Annotated in this window: 11 protein-coding genes and 1 pseudogene; 9 read left to right on the top strand and 3 right to left on the bottom strand. The window is 44.2% G+C overall.

The annotated features are described in order from the left end of the window. The first annotated feature begins 62 nt into the window (after positions 1-62). The 8 genes from AB5443_RS19045 (at position 63) to AB5443_RS19010 (ending at position 14,700) form a co-directional block, all read left to right on the top strand. The gene (locus AB5443_RS19045; RefSeq protein WP_307995445.1) at positions 63-1,232 is read left to right on the top strand and encodes an MFS transporter; all 1,170 of its coding nucleotides are present in this window, start codon (positions 63-65) and stop codon (positions 1,230-1,232) included. A 35-nt stretch (positions 1,233-1,267) separates the two neighbouring features. After that, positions 1,268-2,155, top strand: coding sequence for a carbohydrate kinase (locus tag AB5443_RS19040; RefSeq protein WP_022140174.1), 888 nt, complete (start codon positions 1,268-1,270; stop codon positions 2,153-2,155). 431 nt (positions 2,156-2,586) lie between these two features. After that, the gene (locus AB5443_RS19035) at positions 2,587-8,151 is read left to right on the top strand and encodes an alpha-2-macroglobulin family protein (RefSeq protein WP_368114317.1); all 5,565 of its coding nucleotides are present in this window, start codon (positions 2,587-2,589) and stop codon (positions 8,149-8,151) included. Between the two features lie 14 nt (positions 8,152-8,165). Next, complete coding sequence (locus tag AB5443_RS19030; RefSeq protein WP_368114333.1) at positions 8,166-10,976, top strand: substrate-binding domain-containing protein; 2,811 nt, start codon at positions 8,166-8,168, stop codon at positions 10,974-10,976. 126 nt (positions 10,977-11,102) lie between these two features. Continuing rightward, positions 11,103-11,441 (top strand): MGMT family protein, encoded by a 339-nt coding sequence (locus tag AB5443_RS19025; protein ID WP_073342551.1) that lies wholly within the window; start codon positions 11,103-11,105, stop codon positions 11,439-11,441. Between the two features lie 296 nt (positions 11,442-11,737). Next, positions 11,738-12,964, top strand: coding sequence for a glycine betaine/L-proline ABC transporter ATP-binding protein (locus AB5443_RS19020; protein ID WP_368114318.1), 1,227 nt, complete (start codon positions 11,738-11,740; stop codon positions 12,962-12,964). After that, positions 12,961-13,788 (top strand): proline/glycine betaine ABC transporter permease, encoded by an 828-nt coding sequence (locus AB5443_RS19015; protein ID WP_167966670.1) that lies wholly within the window; start codon positions 12,961-12,963, stop codon positions 13,786-13,788. The genes AB5443_RS19020 and AB5443_RS19015 overlap by 4 nt, the downstream gene beginning before the upstream one ends. A 48-nt stretch (positions 13,789-13,836) precedes the next feature. Further along, positions 13,837-14,700, top strand: coding sequence for a glycine betaine ABC transporter substrate-binding protein (locus AB5443_RS19010; protein ID WP_368114319.1), 864 nt, complete (start codon positions 13,837-13,839; stop codon positions 14,698-14,700). A 74-nt stretch (positions 14,701-14,774) separates the two neighbouring features. Here AB5443_RS19010 and nifJ read toward each other — a convergent pair whose 3' ends face one another. Further along, entirely contained in the window at positions 14,775-18,323 is a 3,549-nt protein-coding gene (nifJ, locus tag AB5443_RS19005) for a pyruvate:ferredoxin (flavodoxin) oxidoreductase (RefSeq protein ID WP_195662727.1), read from the bottom strand. A 32-nt stretch (positions 18,324-18,355) separates the two neighbouring features. After that, positions 18,356-19,534, bottom strand: coding sequence for an ATP-binding protein (locus AB5443_RS19000; RefSeq protein ID WP_044655606.1), 1,179 nt, complete (start codon positions 19,532-19,534; stop codon positions 18,356-18,358). Positions 19,535-19,695: 161 nt separating this feature from the next. Between AB5443_RS19000 and AB5443_RS18995 the strand changes: the two genes are divergently transcribed. Further along, positions 19,696-20,949 carry a hypothetical protein gene (locus AB5443_RS18995; RefSeq protein WP_277134186.1) on the top strand — a complete coding sequence of 418 codons (1,254 nt, stop codon included), beginning with the start codon at positions 19,696-19,698 and terminating at the stop codon, positions 20,947-20,949. Here the strand turns inward: AB5443_RS18995 and AB5443_RS18990 are convergent. Then, positions 20,894-21,457: pseudogene (locus AB5443_RS18990) on the bottom strand (AAA family ATPase). The gene AB5443_RS18995 and the pseudogene AB5443_RS18990 overlap by 56 nt on opposite strands. Positions 21,458-21,591: the final 134 nt, after the last annotated feature.

Raw genomic sequence — 21,591 nt, 5'->3', positions numbered from 1 at the left:
CGGAAGGAGGGGTAGCCATTCGGATAATATAACTCTCGAATTTAAAAAAAACAGATATAACAATGGAAAACAGTAAAAACTCTTCTCTCTCCAAACTTATCCCGGTGATGCTATGTTTCTTCGCCATGGGATTCGTTGACTTGGTAGGCATTGCTTCCAATTATGTAAAGGCAGACCTTGGTCTGTCGGACTCACAAGCAAACATTTTTCCTTCACTCGTCTTCTTCTGGTTCTTGATTTTCTCCGTACCGACAGGGATGCTGATGAGCCGTATCGGTCAGAAGAAAACCGTATTGCTCAGTCTACTTGTGACATTCGCTTCGTTACTGCTACCGATTTTCGGTGACAGTTATATGCTGATGCTGATTTCTTTCTCCCTGTTAGGCATTGGAAATGCGTTGATGCAGACTTCCTTGAATCCGTTGCTTTCCAACATTGTGCGGGGTGACCGTCTGGCGAGCAGCCTAACTTTCGGTCAATTCGTGAAAGCGATTGCTTCTTTCCTTGCACCGTATATAGCCATGTGGGGAGCGACGCAAGCCATTCCGTCTTTCGACTTGGGTTGGCGGATTCTTTTCCCTATTTATATGATAGTGGCCGTCGTTGCCATTCTCCTGCTCAATGTCACACAGATTGAAGAGGAAAAGGAAGAGGGAAAACCGTCTACTTTCGGTCAGTGCCTTGCCTTGCTCGGCAAACCGTTTATCTTACTTTGCTTTATCGGCATCATGTGTCATGTCGGCATCGACGTAGGTACAAACACTACCGCCCCGAAGATTCTGATGGAACGTATCGGCATGGGACTGGACGATGCCGCTTTTGCGACAAGCCTTTATTTTATCTTCCGTACGGCAGGCTGTTTTCTGGGTTCTTTCATTCTGCGCAAGATGTCTCCGAAATCTTTCTTCGGCATCAGCGTAGTAATGATGCTCGTTGCCATGATAGGTTTGTTTATCTTCCACGAGAAAGCGATTATCTATGCTTGTATCGCCTTGATTGGTTTCGGCAACTCTAACGTATTCTCCGTCATCTTCTCGCAGGCATTACTTTATCTGCCGGGTAAGAAAAACGAAGTTTCCGGCTTGATGATTATGGGGCTTTTCGGTGGAACGGTATTCCCATTGGCGATGGGACTGGCTTCGGATACTTCTATGGGACAGAACGGTGCGATTGCCGTTATGACAATCGGAGTGCTTTATCTGCTGTTCTATACGCTCCGTATCAGAAAATAATTTTATATTTGGGAATCAATTAAACTCTGTTTATCATGAATAATATAATAGTAGGAATGGGCGAAGCACTATGGGATGTGCTGCCCGAAGGAAAGAAAATAGGTGGTGCTCCGGCAAACTTTGCTTACCATGTTTCACAATTCGGCTTTGACAGCCGTGTAGTCAGTGCGGTAGGCAATGACGAATTGGGTGATGAGATAATGTCGGTCTTCAAGGAAAAGAAACTGAACACTCAGATTGAACGGGTAGATTATCCTACGGGTACGGTGCAGGTGACACTGGACGCTGAAGGTGTGCCCTGTTATGAAATCAAAGAGGGTGTCGCCTGGGATAACATTCCTTTCACGGACGAACTGAAACGCCTGGCTCTGAACACCCGTGCTGTCTGTTTTGGTTCATTGGCGCAGCGCAATGAAGCGAGCCGTGCCACTATCAACCGCTTCTTGGATACAATGCCCGATATAGACGGACAATTAAAAATATTCGATATCAATCTCCGTCAGGACTTCTACACCAAAGAAGTATTGCGCGAGTCTTTCCAACGTTGCAATGTCTTGAAGATTAACGATGAAGAACTGGTGACTATCAGCCGTATGTTCGGTTATCCGGGGATTGACTTGCAGGATAAGTGCTGGATTCTATTAGCCAAGTACAACCTGAAAATGCTGATTCTGACTTGCGGTATCAATGGCAGCTATGTATTTACTCCGGGTGTTGTCTCTTTCCAGGAAACTCCGAGAGTTCCCGTTGCTGATACGGTAGGGGCAGGCGATTCTTTCACGGCGGCTTTCTGTGCTTCTATATTGAATGGCAAGCCGGTTCCCGAAGCACATAAGTTGGCGGTGGAAGTCTCCGCTTATGTATGTACGCAGAGCGGAGCGATGCCGGAACTGCCGCAGGTGTTGAAAGACAGACTATTGTAAATTGTCTTTAGAATATAAGGGTAGGGGCATATCTTAAATCAGGAGATATGTTCTTACTCTTTTTATAATTATTTTCCTTCTTCCGTTGAAAATTAACCCCACTAGAATTTACGGGTGACCCGAGGTACAGGCATAAAAAAAGGAGCAACGCCTTGCTCCAACCTTTGTTAACCTTAAATCTAATACTATGAAAAACACATTGCAAAGATACGGACTTCTGTGAAATCTGCAAATAATCCAAATAAAAAGAGATGTTTTATAACATTGATTAAGCGTTTTGTTTATGCTTTACACTTTTGTTAATAATTTCCCGCCAAATATTTGTAGTCGTTCCGCTTTCTGTCAGAAGGGTAATTAGTAGAATAATCGAGTGATTATTAGCGAACTCGCGTATTTATTTTTATTTTTGTTCTGAATTAATGCAGAATACTATGAACACCCTACAATTTCAGATAAAAAGCCTGTTACTACTGGTATTATTACTTTTTTCGGGCCGGACTTTCGGACAACCGATGCTTGGAAGCGACGCTTCTCCCGAAACGGTTGTTTTCGAACTGAACAATAAGGATGCTTTGAAACTTCTCAAAGGTAAACTCGGACGTAAGGATTGGGACAGAATACAACAGACGCCATTTGCCCGTTTTACCAAAACATGGACTGAACTTCCCGCCAAAGGGCATTTCCTGTTGGCGGATGTAGAACGGAATGAAGTTCATTACCGGTATGCTCCGGTGATTCCCTTTCATGTTTTTCTGTTCAAAGAGTATGGGGTACTGACCCTTCAAGTGGTTGATGCCGAAGGAACAATCAGAAAAGATGCTAAAGTACGTGTTGGCGGCAGGGCGGTATATTACGATAAAGACAGCCAGACATATACGGATGATAACTGGTCGCAGAAAGAACAACATATCCTGACGGTGGAGTTAGATAAATTCAGGGCAGTATTTGATTTGCGGAAACATCTTGTTTCGCCTTGGTATCGGAATGATTATGGGCAACAAAGCGGCCCGGAATTTTATAGTTATCTGATTACGGATAAGAATAAATATAAACCGGGCGAGACGGTTCGCTTTAAATCTTATGCTCTTTCGGAGCATAAACGACCTTTGAAACAGGAACTTTCTTTATGGATGCGTACCGGTTCTTCCGGACGCGACTATAAGAAGATAATGCCTGTCACTCCTTATCATCCGGGGGGATATGCAGGAGAATTTCAGTTGGACGATTCGTTGAATCTGAAGTTAGACCAAATGTATGTCATGCAGCTTCGTGACAAGCGGGGGCGTATTGTCAGTTCTACGGGGTTCAGATACGAGGATTATGAGCTGAACGGGAATAAGTTGCTTGTCAAGTTGGCTTCGAATGTGCAGTATGCGCCACAGAGCAACCGGATAGATATTAGTGCCACGGATGCCAACGGACTTCCTCTGCGGGAAGTGAATGTGGAAGTTACCATCAACAGGGAGCAAGTGTTGAAATCTTATACGGAAACCCTCTCTTTGCCGGATACGTTGATGTCTGTACAGGCGGAACTGGATGTCTCAGGAAAAGCCTCGGTAGATATTCCTTCTAAAATATTCGGCGCTTCCGACTGCTTTTATAGTGTAAATGCCGTGTTGCTGACTGCCGATAATAACCGGTTGGGACAGTACGACAAGGCAACCTTTTATCATTGCAACCATGATATACAATATACGACGCAGGCGGATACCATTACTTTCTCATTCTTCGACCTGGGCGTGGAACGTCCGGTAGCGGCGGAACTGGTTTATGGAGAAAAGAAAGAAGTAAAGAAAATCCGTTTGCCTTATCGGGAACCATTCAACCAGTCTGTTTCCGACTATCGGTTTAAAATCCCTGAAGCGGATTATGAAACAGTCATTACTGCCGATAGACTGGATTCCAGACTGAAATTGAACGGTGGCATAGAAAAGGACTCGTTTTGTGTCTCTCTATCCAATCCTCTGCAACTGGAACTTTCCTGGTATGTATATCAAGGCAACCGGTTATTGCAAAAAGGTTCGGGGAAGGAGATGGAATATCGCTCTGGTGAAGTTGACCCGTCTTCTGTCTATTACGTGGAGATATTCTATTTTATGGGAGATAAGGAATGTATGCTGAAACGCTCGTACACATCTCCTTCCGAACGCTTGTTGATTGAATCCGATTTGCCCGAACGTGTGTATCCCGGACAGAAAGTAACCACAAAACTGAATGTAACGAATATCCAGGGACATCCGGTCGCCAATGTGGACTTGACAGCTTTTGCAGTGAATAGTCAATTAAATTATTATGTACCCGATTTGCCTTATTATGGCAGCGCTCCCCGTCCGCGTGAGCAGCGTGCTTCTTATTCGATGCAGCAAAAAGAATATCTGCATACCGGCAAATTGGATTATCAACGTTGGAACCAGTTGCTTCATTTGGAAAAGTTGCCTTATTATCAGTTTGCCTATCCTTCGGGAAAGCTGTTCAGGCGGACGGTGGACACGCCGGATGGGACGACCCAGTTTGCTCCTTATGTGATGCTGAACGGGGAAGCGGTGAATATTTATGTGATTGAGCAGGACGATGTTCCCTGTTATTTCTCGTGGACGGAGCAGCCGAAAGGATATTCTTTTCCTGTGCTTCATCCGCAGGGAAAGCAGAAGATAACTTTGCGGATGCACGACAGGACTTTTATTATTGACTCTTTGGCTTTTGAACGGGGAAAGAAAACGATACTTAGTTTTGATATGAACCAATTGCCGCAAGGAGTGTCAATGGTTTGGCTGAGACAGAAGAAAGGGAAATCTTATGATTATAAGTTTACTCCGGAAGAGAGAAAACGATATGAACGGTATCTTTGTCGGCTTCCCGTAGCGGAAGGGTGGGGATATACTTCCCTTGAACATAAGGAGAATTTGTTTCCTGTTTCACTTCAGGGATTGCCGCGTTATAAGAAGAATATATTGGCAGGGCCGGTAGAACCGGGACTTTGGAAATATATGAATGGCGTACTCTACCGGCATGAGGGCGGTTTCTCTTATGAGTTTGAGGGGAATGTAGTCTATAAGTATAAGGATGACGAGCTGTGTCCGCACCGTTTATACTTTTCATCTGTGGCTAAGATTCCCACTTTGGACGATTTCCACTTGTCGCCGGAAAGATTCCGTAAGCTAGTGGAAGAACATAAGAAAGGAATCAGTTGGCATCCTTCCCGGATTTATTTTTCTTTGCCGGACAAGAAGTTGAATTTCCGTCTTCCCGAAGAAAAGGATTCTACCGGAGTGGCAAACTTGTTCTTCAGAGATTGTGCTACCGGGGAAATGCACTACCCGGATACACTGGTGCGGAAAAGCAGGATATATTCAAAATTTCCTGCGGGCATCTATGATGCTATTCTGCTTTATAAGAATGGGAAGTATCTGAAGCGGGACAGTTTGCGGATAAGTCCTTATACTTATATGGACGTTAATATGGAATCTCTGTCATTGCATGAATGTGATTCTTTATCTGCCAAATGGCTTTTGGCGGGAGGAGAAGCCGGTTTCATCGGAACGAATCCGTCTTTTAATAAGACGATGAGGATAACGCAGTATGTTCGCCATTATGGAGGAAAGATTTGCGGGTATGTCGTTGATTCTACGGGAGAAGGGCTGATAGGATGCAGTGTGTTGGTGAAAGGAACGATGGAAGGGACGATAACTAATGTGGACGGATATTTTGAAATGGATTGTGACAGGAGCGGAGATTTGCTTCAGATTAGTTATATCGGATTTAAATCACAGGAAATAATGGCAACTCCCGGCATGAATCTGATGATTACGTTAGAAGAAGATAGTCAGGCGTTGGAAGAAGTGGTAGTCGTTGGATATGGAATAAATGTCAAGCGTTCGTTGACGGGAGCTGTTGCCGGACTTTCGGCGGATTCTTCTACCCCGGCTTCCGCGCCTTTAGAGAAACTGGAAGAACAGGATAAAGAAACTAAGGACGAAGTGGATGCCGGTCAAATCTATAATGAGTTGATGCAATTAAGCGGATTGCGCCGGAACTTCTCGGATGTAGCTTTCTGGCAACCCCGCTTGTTTACGGATAAAACCGGAACAGTCCGGTTTGAGACGACTTTCCCTGATAATATGACGAAATGGGAAGCGGTGGTCTATGCTATGAACCGACGTTTGCAGACGGGCACTTTCCGCCGTTCCGTCCGCTCCTACAAGCCGTTGATGGCGGAACTGAAAACTCCCCGTTTTCTGATAGACGGAGACCAAAGTGCGTTGGTCGGAACGATTCGTAATTATTTGGAAGGGCAGCAGATAAAAGGCAATGTGCAGTTCAGTGTTGACGGGGATGCCAGGACGGAGCGTGAAGTAAATCTGACGCAAGGATTCCATGAAACGTTGCCGATGCAGGTCGCGAATACCGATAGTGTGACAATGAGTTATCTTTTCACTCGTGACGATGGATATAAGGATGGGGAAGAATATACAATTCCTGTATTACCGCAAGGTACGGAACAGGCTGAAGGTACGTTAAGTATCTTATCCGATACGAAAACGGTCAAAGTACAATCCGGCAAGGATGAAGAGGTCACGGTTAGTATCATGGACAACCAACTGGATGTTTATAAAGAATCGGTGAATTACCTGAACGGATACAAATATTTATGTAATGAGCAACTGGCATCCAAATTAATAGGTTTGTTGGCCTATCAAAAGTTGATGCAAAATAAAGGCAAACCGGGAGAAACGGATAAGGCAATCAAATCTATTGTCCGCAAGTTGGTGAACAATCAGAATAAGCAGAAGCTATGGTCGTGGTGGGGAAATATGGAAAATACTTCTTACTGGATGTCGGCACATATCCTGCGGGCTTTGAAATTAGCGAAAGATGCAGGCTATACAGTAGACTTGAACCTGAACGGATTGGAAATAAATTATGCCCATGTGCGTCCTTATCGGGGGATGAAACTGGATGATATAGAAATACTTCATGCATTGTATGAATGGGGAGTTCGGGCGGATTATTCTTCTGCTGTCAAATTGTTGCAACCGTTTGTCCGGCAACAGGAACAGAAGGAGGATTCACTGGCAAACAGATATAAGGATTACCGTCCTCGCTCGTATCTGAAAGAAAAGCTGCTTCTTTGGGAAATCAAACAGCAAGTGGATTCAGTAAATGTAGGCGATAGTGTGAATCATTATTTGAAAAGAGATATATTGGGCGGTGTTTATTGTGATGACGGGCGGCGTACTTCTTTCTGGTCTTGGGAAGGAAATAAAATGATAAATACTCTGATTGCTTACCGGATTATCAAGAATGATTCTTCCTTATATAAGCTGAAAGACAAGATGCAACTATACATTCTGCGGACTAAAGACCGTGGTTGGAATACTTATCAAGCTTCTTCTGCCGTGGCAACCATCCTCATTGATATATTAAAAGAATCGAAAGGCACAACGGGGACGACTGTATCCGTGAGCGGTAAGGACAACAAACGAATTACGGAATTTCCTTATCAAGCCCGGCTGACAGCAGGAGAGAGTCTGCTTATTTCAAAAACAGGAAAAGAGCCTTTATTGTATAGTGTCTATTCGACGAAGCGTGTAATGGACGCTCGTGAAAGCGATTCATTCAAGGTAGAATCGACTTTGGGGACGGACTCCTTAGTGGCGGGTATGCCTGTTACACTGAAGGTTACCTTGCAGGTGAAACAGGAAGGTGCGCAATATGTAATGCTCGAAGTTCCTATCCCGGCAGGTTGCAGCTATGCTTCAAAACCTGTTAATTTTTCCGGTGGTGAAGTGTATCGTGAATATTTTAAGGAGAAAACCGTTATCTTTAGCGAAAAATTACCGATAGGTACTTATAGGTTTACGATTCCTCTGCTTCCACGGTTTACTGGTAAATATATGCTGAATCCTGCGAAAGTGGAATTGATGTACTTCCCGGTAGTGAATGCTAATAACGAAGGGAAAAGAATTTGGATTACAGAAAGAAATACGAAAGAATGAAAACAATTAAGGCGATGAAATATACGAAATGGATAGTGATATTGTTTTGTCTTTTAGGGATGGCTGCCTGTCGGCAGGATGCTCCCCGTTTCCGTATTGGGGTGGCTCAATGTAGCGATGATTCGTGGCGGCACAAGATGAATGATGAAATTCTCCGTGAAGCGATGTTCTATGACGGGGTATCGGTCGAAATACGTTCTGCCGGAGATGATAATCGCCGGCAGGCGGAAGATATTCATTATTTTATAGACAAAGGGGTTGACTTATTGATAATCTCCGCCAACGAGGCAGCCCCCATGACTCCGATAGTGGAAGAAGTCTATCAAAAGGGAATCCCCGTCGTTTTGGTAGACCGGAAGATTCTTTCTGATAAATATACTGCATATATCGGTGCTGATAATTATGAAATAGGCCGTACGGTGGGAAATTACATTGCATCCAGCCTGAAAGGAAAAGGAAATGTGGTGGAGCTTACCGGCTTAGGTGGCTCGACTCCTGCTATGGAACGGCATCAGGGCTTTATGGCTGCCATCAGTAACTTCCCGGACGTCAAACTGATTGACAAGGCGGATGCTGCCTGGGAGCGTGGCCCGGCAGAAGTGGAAATGGATAGTATGCTCTGTCGTAATCCGAAGATTGATGCCGTATATGCTCATAATGACCGTATAGCTCCGGGAGCTTATCAGGCCGCCAAGAAAGTGGGACGGGAAAAGGAAATGATGTTTGTCGGCATCGACGCTCTGCCGGGTAAAGGAAACGGACTTGAACTTGTTCTTGATAGTGTGTTGGACGCCACCTTTATTTATCCTACCAATGGCGACAAGGTGTTGCAGTTGGCGATGAACATCCTTGAGAAAAAGCCTTATCCCAGAGAAACTGTGATGAATACCGCTGTTGTAGACCGTACGAACGCACACGTCATGCAACTCCAGACCACTCATATATCAGAACTGGACCAGAAGATAGAAACCTTGAACGGACGTATCGGCGGGTATCTGTCACGTGTAGCCACGCAACAGGTTGTTATGTATGGCGGTTTGGCCATTCTTTTATTGGTGGCGGGGTTGTTATTAGTCGTTTATAAGTCGCTTCGCTCTAAAAACAGGCTGAATAAAGAATTGTCGGAGCAAAAGAGACAGTTGGAAGAGCAGCGCGATAAACTGGAAGAGCAACGGGATAAGTTAGAGGAACAACGTGACAAACTGGAAGAACAGCGTGACCAGTTAATACAGCTTTCCCATCAACTGGAAGAAGCCACTCACGCCAAACTTGTTTTCTTTACGAATATCTCCCATGATTTCCGTACTCCATTAACTTTGGTTGCCGATCCGGTAGAACATCTGTTGGCCGATAAAACATTAAGTGGTGACCAACACCGGATGTTGATGCTGATACAACGAAACGTAAATATCCTCTTGCGCCTGGTCAATCAGATATTGGATTTCCGTAAATACGAAAATGGCAAGATGGAATATACTCCCGTTCCGGTAGATATTCTTTCCTCTTTCGAGGGATGGAACGAATCTTTCTTGTCAGCAGCCCGCAAAAAGCATATTCATTTCTCTTTTGACAATATGCCGGATACGGACTTCCGTACCTTGGCAGATGTAGAGAAGTTGGAACGCATTTATTTTAATCTTCTCTCCAATGCCTTCAAGTTTACTCCGGAGAATGGTAAAGTTACCGTCCGTTTGTCTACCTTGACAGAAGAGGATAACCGATGGATTCGTTTTACCGTATCCAACACCGGTTCGATGATTTCAGCCGAACATATCCGTAATATTTTTGACCGTTTCTATAAAATTGATATGCACCATGCCGGTTCGGGAATAGGACTGGCTTTAGTAAAGGCTTTCGTTGAGTTGCATGGTGGAACTATATCAGTGGAAAGTGATGAAAAGCAAGGAACTGTCTTTACCGTGGATTTACCGGTACGAACGTGTGATACTCATACTGTGGAAGACCTTTTGACATCTTCTGCTTCTTTCGCTTCTTCTGTTTCTGAATCTTCTTCACTGAATGACGCTTTATCCATTGGAGAAGAAGAGAAACCGGGAAAAAGTTATGACCCTTCCAAAACTTCCGTACTTATCATTGATGACAATGCAGATATCCGTTCATATGTTCATGGACTACTTCATACAGACTATACTGTCATTGAAGCAGCCGACGGTTCGGAAGGTATCCGCAAAGCTATGAGATATGTTCCGGATCTGATTATCTCCGATGTGATGATGCCCGGTATTGACGGCATTGAATGTTGCCGCCGACTGAAAAGTGAATTACAAACATGTCATATCCCTGTTATCCTTCTGACAGCCTGTTCTTTAGATGAACAACGAATCCAAGGATACGACGGTGGCGCAGATTCTTATATCTCCAAACCTTTCAGTTCGCAATTGCTACTGGCACGTGTCCGCAACCTGATAGATTCGCATCGTCGCCTGAAACAATTCTTTGGTGACGGACAGACATTGGCAAAAGAAGATGTCTGCGATATGGACAAGGATTTTGTAGAAAAGTTCAAAGCCTTGATTGACGCGAAAATGGGAGACTCCAATTTGAACGTAGAAGATTTAGGCAAAGATATGGGATTAAGCCGTGTACAGCTTTATCGGAAAATAAAATCCCTGACTAACTATTCTCCCAATGAGTTACTTCGGATTGCCCGCCTGAAGAAAGCGGCCTCCCTGCTTGCTTCATCGGATATGACTGTCTCTGAAATAGGTTATGAAGTCGGCTTCAGTTCTCCTTCTTATTTTACTAAATGCTATAAAGAACAGTTTGGTGAGAGTCCGACGGATTTGTTGAAAAGAAAGGGATAGGGGGAATGGTTTGTTACAAGACATATAAAAACTTCGATGTGCAGACTTTATTTGATACAATCTTATTATTTGCAAATACCTTTCTTTTTATTTAGTTTTGTAGACTTGATAAGTAAAGTTTGAGTAATGAAAGATTATAAAGTAGATAAAGCGAGCCTTTCCGACGACTTCTGCCGGGAAGTATATCAGGTGGTCTGTGAAATTCCTTCAGGTAAAGTTTCCACTTATGGTGGTATAGCTGCATTATTGGGCATACCTCAATGCTCCCGCATGGTAGGTCGTGCCCTGAAGCAAGTGCCGGATGAAGTCTCTGCGCCTTGTCATAGGGTTGTCAATGCATCGGGACGTCTCGTTCCCGGTTGGGAAGAGCAAAAACTATTACTCTTGGAAGAAGGGATTTCTTTCAAACAAAATGGGTGCGTAGACTTGAAAAAGCATCTTTGGAACTACTCCGTTTCTGAATAAAATTTGCATCTTTAATCCATTTTGCCTATCTTTGCAGTAACAATATGCAAAAACAGGCTGTAATTCGTATATAAAAATACTGTTTTTTACTGTTCATTGAGAGGATAATCTTATCAAATTCTATTCCTTTTAAACCACTAAGTCTGTTTTTTTTATCATTAAAACTCATCAGGTTGTCATGTTATAATGTAACGTGATCGAACCAAGCGAACTTTCAACTTGTTTATCATTGGTGAGAATGATAAGCGCAACAGTTGGAAACAAAACAAATATTATAATCTAAACCAATATATTATATGAGCAAAATAGAAATAAGGGATTTATATCTCATCTTCGGTCATGAGAAACAGAAAGCACTCAAGATGCTGAAAGAAGATAAGAGCAAAGCGGAAATCCTGAAAGATACCGGGTGCACGGTAGGAGTGAAAGATGCCAATCTTTCAATTAACGAGGGAGAATTTTTTGTGATAATGGGACTCTCCGGTAGTGGAAAATCGACATTACTACGTTGTATAAACCGTTTGATACGTCCCACATCGGGGCAAGTACTCGTCAATGGAGTAGATATTTCCAAAGTATCCGAAAAAGAACTCTTGCAAGTCCGTCGAAAAGAACTGGCTATGGTTTTTCAGAACTTCGGGTTGTTGCCCCATCGTTCCGTATTACATAATATCGCATTCGGGCTCGAACTTCAGGGAGTGAAGAAAGAGGAACGTGAAAAGAAAGCCATGGAAAGTATGAAGCTAGTCGGGCTGAAAGGCTACGAGAATCAAATGGTAGGCGAGCTTTCCGGTGGGATGCAACAACGTGTCGGGCTAGCCCGCGCCTTGGCCAATAATCCCGAAGTACTTTTAATGGATGAGGCTTTCTCCGCCCTCGACCCTCTGATTCGCGTACAGATGCAGGATGAACTGCTGGCTTTGCAGTCAAAGATGAAAAAGACCATTGTCTTTATTACCCACGACTTGAGCGAAGCAATCAAACTGGGCGACCGCATTGCTATTATGAAAGACGGGGAAGTCGTACAAGTAGGAACTTCAGAAGAAATCTTGACCGAACCCGCCAACGACTATGTAGCCCGCTTCGTGGAAAACGTAGACAGAAGCAAGATTATTACCGCTTCATCCCTGATGATTGACAAACCATTGGCTGCCCGCTTGAAGAAAGAAGGCCCCGAAGTACTGATCCGTAAGATGCGTGCGAAGAATATAACAGTACTTCCTGTCATAGATGCCGACGACAAGTTGGTAGGAGAGGTGCGTCTGAATGACCTGCTTAAACTGCGTAGTAAACAGGAGAAATCCATAGAACCTATTGTGCGGACAGAAGTCCATTCAGTACTATGCGACACGGTTCTGGAAGATATTCTCCCTCTGATGACAAAGAGCAATTCACCGGTTTGGGTGATTGATGAAACACATGAATTTCTGGGAACTATCCCGCTGTCATCCTTAATCATTGAAGTGACAGGAAAAGATAAAGAAGAAATAAACGAAATAATCCAAAACGCAATAGATTTATGATAAATATAGGACAATATATAGAAAGCGCCATCAACTGGATGATGGTACATTTCGCCACCTTTTTTGATGCCGTGAATGCAGGCATCGGTAGTTTCATCATCGGATTTCAACACATTCTTTTCGGAATTCCCTTTTATATAACCATCCTCGTACTTGCCGTCGCAGCCTGGATGAAAGCAGGACGCGGAACTGGTATCTTCACCGTACTAGGCTTATTGTTAATCTACGGTATGGGATTTTGGGAAGCGACCATGCAAACTCTGGCTCTCGTATTATCATCTACTTGTCTGGCCTTGATTGTCGGTGTTCCTTTAGGAGTGTGGACGGCAAACAGTCCGCGTGCGGATAAAATACTCCGCCCCATTCTTGACTTGATGCAGACTATGCCTGCCTTTGTCTATCTGATTCCTGCCGTTCTTTTCTTCGGCTTGGGGGCAGTGCCCGGAGTGTTTGCAACCATCATTTTTGCGATGCCGCCCGTAGTCCGCCTTACCGGATTGGGAATCCGGCAAGTTCCTAAAAATGTAGTGGAAGCTTCCCGTTCGTTCGGAGCTACTCGTTGGCAGTTACTTTATAAAGTACAGCTCCCTTTGGCGTTGCCTACCATCCTGACCGGTGTAAACCAAACAATCATGATGTCACTTTCCATGGTTGTAATCGCCGCAATGATTGCCGCCGGTGGTTTGGGAGAAATCGTATTAAAGGGTATTACCCAAATGAAAATCGGACTCGGATTTGAAGGCGGCATAGCAGTGGTTATCTTGGCTATCATCCTGGATCGTATCACACAAGGTATGGCAGGAAGAAAAAGCAAGAAGGACTAAAATAGAAAGGACTGAAACAAGAAAGACAGAAAACTGAAAGGAATAAAAATGAGAATATATAAATTAGTAGGAATCGTATTGTCCGCTCTGCTTTTGCTGGCTTCCTGCACGAATTCCGACTCAAATAAGAAAAAAGTAAAAATAGCCTATGCCAATTGGTTGGAAGGAATAGCCATGAGCCATTTGGCGAAAGTGGTACTGGAAGAACAAGGATACGAGGTTGAACTACAGAATGCCGACCTTGCACCCATCTTCGTATCTATATCCGGAAAGAATTCAGATGTCTTTTTGGATACCTGGTTACCGATAACAATGAAAGATTATATGGACCAATATGGTGATAGTATCGAATTTTTGGGCGAAGTATATGGAGAAGCGCGTGTCGGACTGGTCGTACCTCAATACGTTACCATTAATTCCATTGATGAACTGGCCGCTAATAAAGACCGGTTCTCTTCTGAAATAGTCGGAATAGATGCCGGTGCAGGAATCATGAAAACCACGGATAAAGCCATCTCGGCTTACGGCCTTGACGGCTATACACTGATGACTTCAAGTAGCTCGACGATGCTTGCATCTCTGAAAAAAGCGATGGAGAAAGGCGAATGGATAGTTATTACAGGATGGACACCACACTGGATGTTCGATCAGTTTGATTTGAAATTTCTGGAAGACCCGAAGAAAGTATATGGTGACCTGGAAGAAATCCATGCCATTGCCTGGAAAAGATTCAGTGAAAAAGACCCGTTCGCAGCGGAGTTCTTTGGTAATATCAAATTAACGACAGAGGAACTTAGCTCCTTTATGACAGCTATGAAAGACGCCCGGATGGATGAAGAAGATATAGCACGTAAATGGCGGGATGAACATCGGCAGTTGGTGGATAGCTGGATACCGAAATCAAAGGAATAACTGGCTTGGACATAAAAAAAGGGAGTCATGCATTTGAGCAGACTCCCTTTTTATATCTATCTGAGTGTGATTAATTATTCAGCACCCCAGTTTTCTCTAGCCAAACGTTTGTAGCTGTTGTAACGCCATTTAGCATTTTCTTCAGCAGCTTTGAACAGTTCCTCAGCTTCGGTAGGATATTGTTTCATTACAGAAGCGTAACGAACTTCACCCTTCAAGAAACCTTGGAATTCTTCCCAGTTCGGTTCTTTGCTATCCAATTGGAACGGATTCTTGCCTTCTTCTTCCAAAGCCGGGTTGTAACGCCACAAGTGCCAGTAACCGCACTTAACAGCCTTTTCTTCTTCTTCCTGGCTCTTACCCATACCGGCTTTCAGACCGTGGTTGATACACGGAGCATAAGCGATAATCAAAGATGGTCCCGGATATGCTTCAGCTTCGCGGATAGCTTTCAGAGTCTGAGCCTGGTCGGCACCCATAGCAATCTGAGCAACATATACATAACCATAAGTGGTAGCCATCAGACCGAGGTCTTTCTTACGTACGCGCTTACCGGCAGCAGCGAACTTAGCGATAGCGCCTACCGGAGTAGCCTTAGAAGACTGGCCACCTGTGTTAGAGTAAACCTCAGTATCAAGAACAAGGATGTTAACGTCCTTACCGGAAGCGATTACATGGTCAAGACCACCGTAACCGATATCATAAGAAGCACCGTCACCACCGATAATCCACTGGCTGCGTTTAACAAGATATTGTTGCAGTTCAGCGATTTGCTTGCAATGATTACATTTATCTTTGTTAGCTTCAACTACCGGGATAATCTTAGCTGCCAGTTCTTTAGTCTTGTCCGCATCCAGCATATTGTTGATCCATTCAGCGAACAGTTCTTTCACTTCAGCAGGAGTGCAATCAGCAGCAATAGCCTCGTTCATCACTTTCACGATACGGGCACGCATCTTCTCGTTAGCCAATTCCATACCCAAACCGAATTCACAGAAGTCCTCGAACAGTGAGTTAGCCCAAGCAGGACCGTGACCGTTTTCGTTCTTAGTGTAAGGAGTTGAAGGAACAGAGCCGGAGTAGATAGAAGAACATCCGGTAGCGTTAGCAACCATTTCACGGTCACCGAACAACTGAGAAATCAGTTTCACGTACGGAGTTTCACCACAACCGGAACATGCGCCTGAGAACTCAAACAACGGAGTAGCGAACTGAGAATTCTTCACGTTAGACTTGATGTCAACCAAGTGTTGTTTAGTTTTCACGTTGTCTACGCAGTAAGTCCAGTTAGCCGCTTCAGCCAATTGGCTTTCGAGGTGTTTCATGGTCAATGCTTTACCACCCTTCTTCGGATTGCCCGGACAGATGTCGGCACAGTTACCGCAACCCAGACAGTCGAGAACGTCAACCTGAATACGGAATGTCATACCATCGAATACTTTACCTACCGCTTTCAGTTGTTCGAACTGAGCACCCTTCTGTTCTTCTGCATCGAGAACGAACGGACGGATAGAAGCGTGAGGACAAACGTATGCACACTTGTTACACTGGATACAGTTTTCCGGATTCCATTCAGGAACGAATGCGGCTACACCACGTTTTTCATATTTAGCAGTTCCTTGATGCCAAGTACCGTCTTCGATACCCTTGAATGCAGATACAGGCAGCAAGTCACCATCCTGTGCATTGATAGGACGAACTACTTCATTGATGAATGCAGGATCATTGTTTTCTGCTTTTGCGTCATCCGGCAGGTTAGCCCATGCAGGATCAACGGCCAAAGTCTTGTATTCACCACCACGGTCAACGGCAGCATAGTTCTTGTTGACAACGTCTTCACCTTTCTTTCCGTAAGACTTAACGATGAATTTCTTCATCTGTTCAACAGCCTGTTCAACAGGAATTACACCTGTGATACGGAAGAATGCAGATTGAAGGATAGTGTTGGTACGGTTGCCCAAACCGATTTCCTGTGCAATCTGAGTTGCATTGATATAGTATACGGAAATATTGTTCTGTGCAAAATATTTCTTCACCTTGTTCGGCAGGTTCTTAGCCAACTCTTCACCTTCCCAGATAGTGTTCAGCAAGAAAGAACCGTTCTTACGCAAACCACGGGTTACATCGTACATGTGCAGATAAGCCTGAACGTGACAAGCAACGAAGTTCGGAGTATTTACCAAATAAGTAGAACGGATAGGATTATCACCGAAACGCAAGTGAGAACAAGTGAAACCACCTGACTTCTTAGAGTCGTAAGAGAAGTAAGCCTGACAGTGTTTGTCAGTGTTGTCACCGATAATCTTCACAGAGTTCTTGTTGGCACCTACCGTACCGTCAGCACCCAAACCGTAGAATTTAGCTTCGAACATACCTTCACCGCCCAAAGCGATTTCTTCTTTCTGAGGAAGAGAAGTGAAAGTAACGTCGTCTACGATACCGATAGTGAAGTGGTTCTTCGGCATCGGCATAGCCAGGTTTTCGAATACTGAAAGGATTTGGGCAGGAGTAGTGTCCTTAGAACCCAGACCATAGCGGCCGCCAACGATAACCGGAGCATTTTCTGCACCGTAGAAGCAGTCTTTAACGTCAAGATACAAAGGTTCACCGTTAGCACCCGGTTCTTTAGTACGGTCAAGAACTGCAATACTCTTGGCAGTCTTAGGTACAGCAGCCAGGAAGTGTTTTGCAGAGAACGGACGATACAGGTGTACGGCAACCATACCCACTTTTTCGCCGTTTGCTACCAGATAGTCGATAGCTTCGCGGGCAGCTTCTGTTACAGAACCCATAGCGATAATTACGCGTTCTGCATCTTCTGCACCATAGTAATCGAACAAACCGTATTTACGACCTGTGATCTTAGAAATTTCATTCATGTATTCTTCTACGATAGCAGGAACTGCTTCATAGTAGTTGTTGCATGATTCACGATGCTGGAAGAAGTGGTCGGGGTTTTCAGCCATACCACGAGCTACCGGATTCATAGGATTCAGTGCGCGGGCACGGAATTCAGCCAAAGCTTCCTGGTCGATCAGCGGAGCAAGATCGTCATTTTCCAACATTTCAATCTTCTGGATTTCGTGAGATGTACGGAAACCATCGAAGAAGTTCATGAACGGAACGCGAGATTTGATGGTAGCCAGGTGAGCAACACCAGCCAAATCCATAACTTCCTGTACAGAGCCTTCAGCCAACATCGCAAAGCCAGTCTGACGAGCTGACATTACGTCCTGGTGGTCACCGAAGATACACAATGCGTGAGAAGCCAATGTACGAGCAGATACATGGAATACGCAAGGCAAGAACTCACCGGCAATTTTGTACATGTTAGGGATCATCAGGAGAAGACCCTGAGAAGCAGTGTAAGTAGTAGTCAACGCACCAGCCTGAAGAGAACCGTGAACTGCACCGGCAGCACCACCTTCAGATTGCATTTCCTGTACCAATACTGTTTCGCCGAAGATGTTCTTGCGTCCTGCGGCAGCCCATTCGTCTACGTACTCAGCCATAGTCGAAGAAGGAGTGATGGGGTAGATAGCAGCTACTTCAGAGAACATATACGAGATATGCGCTGCAGCCTGGTTACCATCACAAGTGATGAATTTCTTCTGTTTAGTCATAACTAAATTAAATATTTAAGTAAATAAATCTTTTAATATAAAAAACCGAACATCCAGAGAGGTATCTGGTTGCCTCGGCCTATTTCCGCTTTGTGCAATGCGTACGTCACATTCGGATTGTTCTTTATCTTTGCTCCTTCCTGGCAAATCTTGAACGGCATTACTTCGTCTACCATAAACGAGTAGTTCTTGTCTCCTTTATGTATCTTATGGTCTTTCCATAAGGAATTTGCAAAGAAAGTGTCCAGTACATCCTGTTCTTCTACTTTCACCGGATAGATGGAATACATCAGGTTGGAGTTGTGCATCATTATCTTTGATGGTTTTTTCGGAAATTCTTCCCCTTTCGGATAAACCAGGTTAATGAGTCGTGCGTCCGCCAGATACTTGATGTAATTCATCACCGTGGCGCGGGATGTCTGTATGTCGCTTGCCAGTTGACTCACATTGGGAGCTTTCGGACCGTCGACAGCGAGCAAATATAGTAATTTTTTTATCTTTGAAAGATATTTCAGTTCAATTTGTTTGAGGAGCAGTATGTCCACTTCCACCATCATGTTCATCGTTTTCAGCAGATTCTCCGAAAAGTTACGCTTTTCGAGAAAGAACGGGTAAAAACCATGATGCAGGTAATCCTGGAAATAATCCAGCGGACGAACTTTGGAGAGTACTCCTTTGGCAATCTGTTCGTGCGTGCTTAAAATCTCTTCAAGGCTGTAAGCCCGGAATTTCATACCAGTCTGTAAGTTCAGAAATTCGCGGAAAGAGAATCCGCGCAGGTTATAGCTTTTTGCAATATCACGTAGTTCGAGGTTTTCTTCTTTCAGTCGCATCACGGACGAACCGGTAAAGACAATCTTCAGATTGGGAAAACGGTCGTAACACATACGCAGTTCTTTGCTCCATTCCGGGTGCTTGAATACTTGGTCGATCAGTAATACTTTTCCACCGCGTTTCTGAAACTCGTTGGCAAAATCTACAATGCTGTGTCCAGAGAAGTAGAAATTGTTCATATTGATGAACAGGCAGGAACGGTCGTTCCCGAATTTCTCTTTGGCATATTGGAGCAGGAAAGTGGTTTTTCCTACGCCACGTGTCCCTTTGATACCAATCAGACGGTCGCTCCAGTCGATCTCGTCCATGAGGTCGCGGCGAACGGGGGCATTGGTGTGCTCAACAAGATAGGAGTGCGTGCGATAGAATGATTCCATTTCTGTTCTTTGTTTTTCGGGGGGCAAATATAGGGCTTTTTTTAGGATTTGCAAAGTAGAGATGGCAAAATTGTGCTTTTAATTCTAACTTTCTGTTTATTGTAGCCATTCCTGACTATTTCCTGCATATATTTGCAGAATAAAGTTTGAATTCGTTTGAAATGGCTAAAAAGACTCTTTATATATTCAACCCGGAACATGATTTGGCATTGGCTAGCGGTGAAACGAACTATATGGCACCGGCTTCCGCACGGCAGATGGCATTCGAACTGGCTTTGTTGCCGATTTGGTATGCGGAAGAGGGAAGTGCGGTGCTGGCTCCTTCCGCTTATAATCTCGACTATCTGAAAAGAATGCAAGAGTTATTGGGACTTTCCGTACATCTGATGACAGAACCTGAACTTGCTTCCGAAGCGGATCTGGATATACGCCCTTGGGGATGGGATGCAGCTTTGCGGAAACGGCTGTCAGGATTGGGGGGGAGTGAAGTCCTGCTTCCTTCTATGGAGCAATTAAACGCTTGGCGGGAATATTCTCATCGTTCTAAAGCTGTTGCATTGCTCCCTGAATTACAGCTGAATGAATATTTCTGCGGAGAATCTTATTATTTGAAGACACCGGAAGAATGGAAAGCTTTTGTGGAAGGGCGGGAATGCTGCCTGTTGAAAGCTCCGCTTTCGGGAAGTGGTAAAGGTCTGAACTGGTGCAAAGGCATATTTACTCCTTTTATCTCCGGTTGGTGTACGCGTGTGGCTGCTTCGCAGGGTGGAGTCATTGCAGAACCTATATATAATAAGGTAGAGGATTTTGCCATGGAGTTTTATTCCGATGGCGCAGGTGAAGTGACATTTGCGGGATATTCCCTCTTCCATACCGGAAAGAGCGGAATGTATGAAGGGAACTGTCTGCTTTCTAATGAGGGCATCCGAAGACAACTTTCACAATATGTTCCTTCAGAGGTTCTGACGGACTTGGAGAACTGTTTGAAATATAGGCTTTCTGCGTTGGTAGGAACCGTTTATAAAGGTTATCTTGGAGTTGATATGATGGTTTGCCGATTTCCTGAAGATGAGAAGCCGGTTTTTCGGATTCATCCTTGTGTGGAAATCAATCTGCGCATGAATATGGGAGTCATTGCGCGTTTTTTGTATGACCGCTATGTACACCCAGGTTCAACAGGACGTTTTATGATTGATTATCATCCTTCGGAAGGCGAAGCCTTGAAGGAACATGAACGGATGTCTGCAACTTATCCGTTGGAAATCAGGGAAGGTAGAGTGTACTCCGGTTATTTACCTTTGGTTCCTGTTCATAGGAGAAGTTGTTATCGGGCGTGGATATTGGTGACTCCTGATAGTTTCACCCTTGAACGTTATTCTTCACTCCAGTGTAGAACGGTACCAGGAAATTCATGAAGCCGTAGCGGACTTCATCATTAGGAAACTGCAATAGAGGTTTGTCGTATTCATCTATCAGGACTACGACGCTGCTGCCGGTTTGTTCGTAGGCACGATGGATGAGACCGGAAAAACGGCTGGAAAGAGTGTTTACGTCTATTCCTTTGCCATATTGGATTTCCCATAAGGTGAGTTGACGGCTGAGGATATCATAAAGTCTTTCCGGAGAATCGTACTTCTCGGCATTCAAATCCAGATGCAGACAGGATGCTTTTCCTATTCCGTTTCCAACTTTTCAATGGCAAGCCCTTCGAAGAGTTCTTTCTTTCTTTCCTTCAAAGTAGGCTTCAAAGGTAGAGAGGAGAAGACTTTTACCGAAACGGCGTGGACGGCTCAGAAAGTATGGAGTAGATGTATAAGCTATTTTTCATACAAGCTCTGTCTTATCTACGTATAGATAATCACCCTTACGAAGTTTCTCAAAGGTCTGTATCCCGATAGGGAGTTTACAAAGCAGGTCATTCATTGTTATTTTCCTTTTAGTGGTTCAAAGATAATCATTATTTTCGTAATATTTCGTTTCAATATCTCAAAGAACGGGAGTTGTAATTTTGTTTAACTGGGAAATTGTCATTTAGCTCATTTCCGTACGGGTTATGA

The organism is Bacteroides sp. RTP21281st1_H5_RTP21281_210402 (assembly GCF_040918965.1).
GTDB classification, from domain to species: Bacteria; Bacteroidota; Bacteroidia; order Bacteroidales; family Bacteroidaceae; genus Bacteroides; species Bacteroides congonensis.
This window is presented reverse-complemented; position numbering and strand designations above follow the sequence as displayed.

Coding starts and splice junctions, on each gene's coding strand:
- AB5443_RS19045 (WP_307995445.1), top strand. CDS start 63: ATGGAAAACAGTAAAAACTCTTCTCTCTCCAAACTTATCCCGGTGATG.
- AB5443_RS19040 (WP_022140174.1), top strand. CDS start 1,268: ATGAATAATATAATAGTAGGAATGGGCGAAGCACTATGGGATGTGCTG.
- AB5443_RS19035 (WP_368114317.1), top strand. CDS start 2,587: ATGAACACCCTACAATTTCAGATAAAAAGCCTGTTACTACTGGTATTA.
- AB5443_RS19030 (WP_368114333.1), top strand. CDS start 8,166: ATGAAATATACGAAATGGATAGTGATATTGTTTTGTCTTTTAGGGATG.
- AB5443_RS19025 (WP_073342551.1), top strand. CDS start 11,103: ATGAAAGATTATAAAGTAGATAAAGCGAGCCTTTCCGACGACTTCTGC.
- AB5443_RS19020 (WP_368114318.1), top strand. CDS start 11,738: ATGAGCAAAATAGAAATAAGGGATTTATATCTCATCTTCGGTCATGAG.
- AB5443_RS19015 (WP_167966670.1), top strand. CDS start 12,961: ATGATAAATATAGGACAATATATAGAAAGCGCCATCAACTGGATGATG.
- AB5443_RS19010 (WP_368114319.1), top strand. CDS start 13,837: ATGAGAATATATAAATTAGTAGGAATCGTATTGTCCGCTCTGCTTTTG.
- nifJ (WP_195662727.1), bottom strand. CDS start 18,323: ATGACTAAACAGAAGAAATTCATCACTTGTGATGGTAACCAGGCTGCA.
- AB5443_RS19000 (WP_044655606.1), bottom strand. CDS start 19,534: ATGGAATCATTCTATCGCACGCACTCCTATCTTGTTGAGCACACCAAT.
- AB5443_RS18995 (WP_277134186.1), top strand. CDS start 19,696: ATGGCTAAAAAGACTCTTTATATATTCAACCCGGAACATGATTTGGCA.